This is a genomic window from Streptomyces otsuchiensis (assembly GCF_004305975.1).
Taxonomy (GTDB): domain Bacteria; phylum Actinomycetota; class Actinomycetes; order Streptomycetales; family Streptomycetaceae; genus Streptomyces; species Streptomyces otsuchiensis.
In genome coordinates, this window is sequence record NZ_BHZI01000034.1 from 19,634 (window position 1) to 27,549 (window position 7,916).

Here is a 7,916-nt window from a genome sequence, read left to right on the forward strand (position 1 = left end):
GAGAACCCGCGGAAGCGTCCTGCGCTCACCGGCCGGCAGCGGCCGGTGGGGGCAGGCAGGGCGAGGGCCGGGTGTTCTGCGCGGGAGCGGTGGTGGTGCCTGGTGACGGCCGCCACGCGTTCCCGGTGTCAGGGCAGCCGTCCACGAGGAGTCGAGTCCCGTGCCGGAAACACAGACCGATACACCGATCACCGCCCCCGGCGCCGCGCAGCCCGCCGCGCCCCCCGGACCCCAGCGGCCCGCGAGGCGGCCCCAGCTGGTCTACGACTTCGCGGAGGGCGACAAGGACCAGAAGGACCTTCTCGGCGGCAAGGGCGCCGGCCTCGCCGAGATGACCCGCCTCGGCCTGCCCGTCCCCCCGGGCTTCACCATCACCACCGAGGCGTGCCGCGCCTATCTGTCCACCGGCACCGAGCCGGCCGCCCTGCACGACGAGGTGAGTGCGCACCTCGACGCGCTGGAACGCCGGATGGGCCGGACCCTCGGCGAGGGCGCCGACCCGCTGCTCGTATCCGTCCGCTCCGGTGCCAAGTTCTCCATGCCGGGGATGATGGACACCGTGCTGAACGTCGGGCTCTCCGACACCTCGGTCCACGCGCTGGCCGCCCAGGCCGGGGACGAGCGGTTCGCCTGGGACTCCTACCGGCGGCTGATCCAGATGTTCGGCAAGACCGTCCTCGGGGTCGACGGCGACCTCTTCGAGGCTGCGCTGGACGCCGCCCGCCGGGCCGCCGGCGCCGAGAGCGACGTCGACCTCCCGGCCGACCGGCTCCGTTCCCTGGTCGAGGAGTTCAAGCGGATCGTCCGTGAGGAGTCCGGGCGTGAGTTCCCGCAGCGCCCGCGCGAGCAGATGGACCTCACCATCCGCGCGGTCGTCGACTCCTGGAACACCGACCGGGCCGTCCTCTACCGCCGGAGGGAACACATCCCGGACGACCTCGGGACCGCCGTCAACGTCTGCGCCATGGTCTTCGGCAACCTCGGGCCCGACTCGGGGACCGGCGTCGCCTTCACCCGCGACCCGGCCACCGGCCGCCAGGGCGTCTACGGCGACTACCTCCCCAACGCCCAGGGGGAGGACGTCGTCGCCGGTATCCGCAACACCGTGCCGCTCGCCGAGCTGGAACGGATCGACGCCGCCTCCTACCGCCGGCTCACCGAGATCATGGAGACGCTGGAGAACCACTATCTCGACCTCTGCGACATCGAGTTCACCATCGAGCGCGGCAGGCTGTGGATGCTGCAGACCCGCGTCGGCAAACGCACGGCCGCCGCCGCGTTCCGGATCGCCACCCAGCTCGTCGCCCAGGGGCTGATCGACGAGACGGAGGCGCTGCGCCGGGTCACCGGCGACCAGCTCGCCCAGCTGATGTTCCCGCACTTCGCACGGGACGGCGCGGCCGACCCGATCGCCCGCGGCATCGCAGCCTCGCCCGGCGCGGCGGTCGGCGCCGCCGTCTTCGACTCGGCGACCGCCGTCGCCCGTGCCGCCCAAGGCGAACACGTCATCCTGGTGCGGCGGGAGACCACCCCCGACGACCTCGACGGCATGATCGCCGCCGAGGGCATCCTCACCTCACGCGGCGGGAAGACCTCGCACGCCGCCGTCGTCGCCCGCGGCATGGGCAAGACCTGCGTCTGCGGCGCGGAGGGGATCGAGGTCGACGTCGCCGCCGGACGCGCCGTCGTCACCGCCACCGGCGAAGTGATCGACGAGGGCGACGTCCTCTCCATCGACGGCTCGGACGGCCGGGTCTACGCCGGCGAGGTGCCCGTGGAGCCCTCGGCGGTGGTGGAGTACTTCGAGGGACGCGTCTCCGCCGACGGCCATGACCCGGACGGTGCCGACGCCGACGGGGGCGCCGACCTGGTACGCGCCGTCCACCGCATGATGGAACACGCCGATCGCGTAAGGCGGTTGGGCGTGCGGGCCAACGCCGACACCGCGGCGGACGCCGCCCGCGCCCGCCGTTTCGGCGCCCAGGGCATCGGGCTGTGCCGCACCGAGCACATGTTCCTCGGCGAACGCCGGGAATTGGTCGAACGGTTGGTGCTGGCCGACAGCGAAACCGGACGCGATCAGTCGCTGACCGCGCTGCTGCCGCTGCAACGCGCGGACTTCACCGAGCTGTTCGCCGCGATGGACGGACTGCCGGTCACCGTCAGGCTGCTGGACCCGCCGCTGCACGAGTTCCTGCCCGACCTCACCGAACTCTCCGTCCGCGTCGCCCTGGAGCACGACGCCCACGACCAGCGGCTGCTGGCCGCCGTCCGCCGTCTGCACGAGCAGAACCCGATGCTGGGACTGCGCGGCGTGCGGCTCGGACTGGTGATCCCCGGGCTGTTCGCCATGCAGGTCCGCGCCATCGCCGAGGCGGCGGCCGACCGCCGCGCGGCCGGTGGCGACCCGCGGGCGGAGATCATGATCCCGCTGGTCGGCACCGTGCGGGAGCTGGAGATCGTCCGCGAGGAGGCGGAGCGCGTGGTCGCCGAGGTGGAGAACGCCCGCGGCGTGGAGCTCGGGATCACCCTCGGCACCATGATCGAGCTGCCCCGGGCCGCGCTCACCGCCGGCCGGATCGCGGAGTCGGCGGACTTCTTCTCCTTCGGCACCAACGACCTCACCCAGACGGTGTGGGGCTTCTCCCGCGACGACGTGGAGTCCAGCTTCTTCGCCGCCTACCTGGAGAAGGGCATCTTCGGGACCTCCCCGTTCGAGACCATCGACGTCGACGGTGTCGGCGCCCTGGTGCGCACCGCCGCCCGCGCCGGCCGCGCCGTCCGGCCCGACCTCACGCTCGGGGTCTGCGGCGAACACGGCGGCGACCCGGAGTCCGTCCACTTCTTCCACGAGGCCGGACTGGACTACGTCTCCTGCTCGCCGTTCCGGATACCGGTGGCCCGGCTGGAGGCGGGACGGGCGGCCGTCGGCTGACCCCGGGTACCGGTGGCCGGCCCGGACGCGGCTGCCCGGCCCCGGACGCGGTCAGACGCGGCTGCCCGGCCCGGACGCGGTCAGACGGGCGCGCCGGTGCGGGCCGCCGCCTCCCGCTGCGCCCGCCGCCGCGGGCCCCGCCCGCGCGGCCAGGGACGCCCGCTGACCGTGGTCAGCGCCACCCCTCCGATCAGCAGCGCCGCCGCCACCAGGCCCAGCGGTGTGATCCGCTCCCCGAGCAGCAGGGCCGCCGAGGACATCCCGAAGACCGGCACCAGCAGGGCGAACGGCACCACCGTCGAGGCGTCGTAGCTCCTGAGCAGGAAGCCCCACACCCCGAAGCCGAAGACGGTCGCCACCCACGCGACGAACAGCAGCGCCCCCGCGCCCTCCCAGTCCAGCCCCCGCACCGCGTCGATCCCGGCGGTCGGGCCCTCCAGCAGCAGCGACAGCGCGAACAGCGGCAGCGGCGGAACCAGGCTCACCCAGACCATCCAGCTCAGGGCGTCCGGCGGCGCCGCCCGGCGGGTCAGGATGTTCGCCACACCCCAGGCCGCCGCGGCGGCGATCACCAGCGCGAACGCCCGCAGCGGCCCCGAGCTCCCCTCGTCGACACCGGCCACCACCACCCCGCCGAACGCCGCCACCATGCCCACCACCCGCAGCCGGCCCAGCCGCTCACCCATCAGGGCCACCGCGAAGATCACCGTGAACAGCACCTGGGCCTGGAGCACCAGAGAGGACAGACCGGCGGGCATCCCCTGGTCCATCCCGACGAAGAGAAGGCCGAACTTGGCGACCCCGAGCGACATCCCGACGCCGACGATCCACTTCCACGCCACGGCCGGCCGTGCCACCAGGAACACCGCGGGCACGGCCGCGACCAGGAAGCGCAGCCCGGAGAAGAACAGCGGCGGGAAGTGGTCGAGCCCGATGTCGATGACGACGAAGTTCACCCCCCACACGGCGGTGACCAGCACGGCGAGGGCGATATGGGAGGGACGCATGGACTCAGCATCGGCGTGGTGACGTTCGAGCACCAGCGCCGATTTCTTCGCGGTACCGTTCAGCGTCGCTACACGTTCGCGTCCCCGACGGGGCCTGCCGCCCGTCCGGCGGGCATCCCGCCCGGCCGCCGTCACAGGAGACCGCCCATGCTGGAGCTCTCCCGTCTGCGCGCGCTGCACGCCGTGCACCAGCACGGGACGGTCAGCGCCGCCGCCACCGCCCTGGGCTACACCGCCTCGGCGGTCTCCCAGCAGATCGCCAAGCTGGAGCGGGAGACCCGGTCGACGCTGCTGGAACGGCGCGGACGCGGCGTGGCGCTCACCGAGGCCGCGCAGGTTCTGGTGGCCACCGCGGCCGGGGTGCTCGCCCTCGTGGAGCGCGCGGAGGTGGAGCTGGAACGGCAGCGCGGACGTCCCGGGGGGACGCTCAGCATCGCGGCCTTCGCCACGGCCGCGCGGGGCCTGCTGCCCGGCGCCCTCGCCCAACTCCTCGCCGACCACCCGGAGGTGGTGCCCAGGCTGGTCGAGGCCGACCCGCACATCTCCGTGGACCTGGTGGCCCGGGGGGAGATCGACCTGGCGGTCGTCCACGACTGGGACGTGATCCCGCTGCCGGCGCCCGCCGGTCTCGACCGGCTGCTGCTCGGTGAGGACCCCTGCGACATGCTGCTGCCCGCCCGGCATCCGCTGGCCGGCGCGGAGTTCGTCACGCGCGAGCAGGTCGCCGGGGAGCGCTGGATCTGCCAGCCGCCCGGCACCATCTGCCACGACTGGCTGGCACGCACGATGCGGGAGTGCGGCCACGAGCTGGAACCGGCCTTCGAGGTGGCGGAGTACGCGACCCAGGCGCAGCTGGTGGCCGCAGGGCTCGGGGTAGCGCTGGTGCCCCGGCTCGGGCGGGAGCTACCGCCGCCGGGGGCCGTGGTGGTGCCGTTGGAGCCGGTGCCGGTACGGCGGCTGTACGCCCTCTGGCGCTCGGACGCCTCGCGCCGCCCCACCATCACCGAGGCGGTTCGCCGTCTCACCGACGGCTGGCGGCGGTCCGGCGGCGCGGAGCGTGTCTGAGACGCCCGCCGGGCGCGGGTCGGGCACGGGGTCTCAGAGCCGGTCGAACGGCTCCGCGTAGCGGAACTCCCCGCGCACGTCGGGGGTGTAGTCGGCCAGCGTGCGGACCTGGAAGTACGCGCCCCACGCGGGATCGGGCGGTGTCACCCCGTAGTCCGTGCCGGCCCGGAAGCCGAACCGGCCGTAGTAGCGGGGGCTGCCCAGCAGCGCCACCAGGGGTTCCCCGTGCGCCTCGGCGGCGCCGAGCACCGCGTGCACCAGGGCCTGGCCGGTGCCGCGCCGCTGGTGGACGGGATGGACGCTCAGCGGTCCGAGGCCGACCGCGGGGGTCGCGCCGACGCTGCCCCGGGTGCACACCACGTGTCCCGCGACCTGGCCGTTCTCGGTGACCGCCACCAGCGACAGCTCCGGGATCCACCCGGCGTCGTCGCGCAGCCGGGCCAGCAGCGTGGTCTCCACCGGCTCCGGGTTCTCCGGAGAGGTGAACGCGGCGGTGGTCACGTGCTGCACGGACGGGATGTCGGAGGGGATCTCGCGTCGGATGAGCATCGGTTCATTCTGCGGTCGCCACGCCGGTGCGACAACGGAATTCACGGCGTGTCGCGCGGCCGGACGTATCGGTTCCGGTACGCGGGCCGAACGGCCGGGGCCAGTTGGGGTCAGGCGGGGAAGACCACGCCGGTCAGCCGCTCGGACTCGGACCAAAGCCGCTGCGCCATCAGGTCGTTGACGGTCCACGGTGCCCGCCAGGAGTCGCCGGGCGCGCCGCGCACGAACAACCGGCGCGGGCCGTAGAACGCTCCGGGCCGCACCTCGCGGGCGGTCGCCGCGTAGAGGGTCGGGGCCGCTCCCAGTTCGGGCGTCGAGGCGACGGCGGAGCTCGCCAGGGTCATCAGCCGCTCCCGGGAGACGCTGCCCGCCAACCGCGCTCCCCGTGCGTGGAGTTCGGTCGAGGAGTAGCCGGGGTGCGAGGCGGCGGCGAGGACGTCACGTCCGGCGTACCGGGTGGTCAGCTCCTGGGTGAACAGCAGGTTGGCGGTCTTGGAACGGAAGTAGGCGGTCCAACGGCGGTAGCCGTGCTCGGCGTTGAGGTCGCGCGGGTCGATGTTGGCGAAGACGTGCAGCATCGAGGAGACGGTGACCACGCGGGCGCCGGGCGTCGCCAGCAGCCGGTCCATCAGCAGTCCGGTCAGGGCGAAGTGGCCGAGGTGGTTGACGCCGAACTGGCTCTCGAAGCCGTCGGCGGTGCGGGCGAGCGGTACCGCCATCAGTCCCGCGTTGTTGATCAGCAGGTCCAGCCTGTCCCCGCCCCACGCCTCGGCGAACGCCCGGACGGACGCCAGGTCGGCGAGGTCCAGGGCGCGCAGCTCCAGCCGTGCCTCCGGCACCTCGCCGTCCATGCGCGCCAGGGCGATCTCCCCGCGTTCCGGATCGCGGCACGCCAGCACGACGCGCGCACCGTGGCGGGCCAGCTCGCGAGCCGTCACATAGCCGAGGCCGCTGTTGGCGCCGGTGACCACAGCCGTCCGGCCCGTGAGGTCCGGAATGTCCCGTACCGTCCACTGCATGGAACCAGCGTAGTGGCTGGGCCGAGGTGTGCACCGGGCGTGACGCCGCGGGTCGGCGCCGGTGAGTGGGCGGTGTCGCTGGGTGACCGTCCGGACACGGGGCCGGGTACTAATCGTTATTAGCCGCGTACCCCCCTTGACGGTGACGGGCCGACACGCGGACATTGCTCAGTAATCCGCATTAGTGACTGTCCGCGTAACCTCCGGGGGTCAGCTAATGCGTATTACTGACGGACAGTGACGACCGTCGGGGAACGGAGGACACGGTGGAACCCACAGCCGGACGGCCGGTGATACGGCGAGGACGACCGCGCCAGGCGGACGTCGCCCGCGTCGCGGGGGTGTCCCAGACGACGGTCTCGCTGGTGCTCGGCGGCAACAAGCAGGGCATCCTCATCCAGGAGGCGACCCGGCAGCGGGTGCTGGAGGCCGCCCGGGGGCTCGGCTACGTCCCCGACCCGGCGGCCAGCAGGCTGGCCGCCGCGCGCAACCGGCTGCTCGGCGTCTACTCCTTCACCGCGACCTTCCCGACCGCCGTCGAGCACTCCTACTACCCGTTCCTGGTCGGGGTGGAGCAGGAGGCCGCCGCCCAGGGGTACGACCTGGTGCTCTTCACCGGCTCCAGCCCCGGGGGTGCGCAGTCCGTCGCCCCGGGAGCCCTCAACCGGGTACGGCTCGCGGACGGTTGCCTGTTCCTGGGCCGTCATGTGCCCGAGCCGGAGCTGCGCCGGCTGCTCGACGACGGCTATCCGCTGGTGCACATCGGGCGGCGCGACGAACTGGCGGGACTGGACTGGGTCGGTGCCGACTACGTCGCGGCCAGTGCCGAGACCGTCGCCCACCTCGCCCGGCTGGGCCATCGCAGAGCGCTGCTGATCCGCGAGGACGACGACGCCCCGGCCTCCACCGACCGTGAACAGGGCTTCCGCGAGGGGATCGCCGCCGCCGGGATGGTGTGCGGTGAGGGCACGGTGGTCCGTACCGCCGACCCCGCCACCGAGATCACCGCGGAGCGGCTGCGCGGCTGGCTCGCCGAGGGCATCACCGCCTTCGTCGCCGAGGAGACCGACACCGGCGCCGTCTGGCGCGCGCTGCACGAGGCGGTGCGGGCGGCCGGGCTGAGCGCGCCGGAGCAGCTGTCCCTGGCGCTGCTCGGCGCGCCCCCGGCCGACCTCACCGACGCGCCGGAGCCGACCGGCTTCGACGTGCCCCGCGCCGAACTGGGCGCGGCGGCCGTGCGGTCGCTGATGTCCCTGCTGGACGGCGGCACTCCGGCCGGGCCCCTGGTCTCCTGCGCCTTCCGCCCCGGCCGGACCGCCGGACCGCCGCCCCCGTCACCCC

Annotated in this window: 6 protein-coding genes; 3 read left to right on the forward strand and 3 right to left on the reverse strand. The window is 73.7% G+C overall.

Annotated elements, in window-relative coordinates; genetic code table 11:
• Positions 1-256: 256 nt before the first annotated feature.
• Positions 257-2,935 (forward strand): pyruvate, phosphate dikinase, encoded by a 2,679-nt coding sequence (gene ppdK, locus E0D90_RS05615; protein ID WP_227870014.1) that lies wholly within the window; start codon positions 257-259, stop codon positions 2,933-2,935.
• 80 nt (positions 2,936-3,015) lie between these two features.
• On the opposite strand, the gene E0D90_RS05620 is transcribed toward ppdK, so the two are convergent.
• Entirely contained in the window at positions 3,016-3,942 is a 927-nt protein-coding gene (locus E0D90_RS05620) for an EamA family transporter (RefSeq protein WP_130796829.1), read from the reverse strand.
• Between the two features lie 147 nt (positions 3,943-4,089).
• On the opposite strand from E0D90_RS05620, the gene E0D90_RS05625 reads away from it, so the two are divergent.
• Positions 4,090-5,007 carry a LysR family transcriptional regulator gene (locus E0D90_RS05625; RefSeq protein ID WP_130796830.1) on the forward strand — a complete coding sequence of 306 codons (918 nt, stop codon included), beginning with the start codon at positions 4,090-4,092 and terminating at the stop codon, positions 5,005-5,007.
• A 33-nt stretch (positions 5,008-5,040) separates the two neighbouring features.
• On the opposite strand, the gene E0D90_RS05630 is transcribed toward E0D90_RS05625, so the two are convergent.
• Both E0D90_RS05630 and E0D90_RS05635 read right to left on the reverse strand, forming a co-directional pair.
• Positions 5,041-5,556, reverse strand: coding sequence for a GNAT family N-acetyltransferase (locus E0D90_RS05630; protein WP_130796831.1), 516 nt, complete (start codon positions 5,554-5,556; stop codon positions 5,041-5,043).
• 110 nt (positions 5,557-5,666) lie between these two features.
• Positions 5,667-6,575: an oxidoreductase gene (locus E0D90_RS05635; RefSeq protein WP_130796832.1), complete on the reverse strand. Its 909-nt coding sequence runs from the start codon at positions 6,573-6,575 to the stop codon at positions 5,667-5,669.
• A gap of 266 nt (positions 6,576-6,841) precedes the next feature.
• On the opposite strand from E0D90_RS05635, the gene E0D90_RS05640 reads away from it, so the two are divergent.
• Positions 6,842-7,916 (forward strand): LacI family DNA-binding transcriptional regulator (locus E0D90_RS05640; protein ID WP_130796833.1); only part of this gene is annotated, 1,075 nt, incomplete at its 3' end.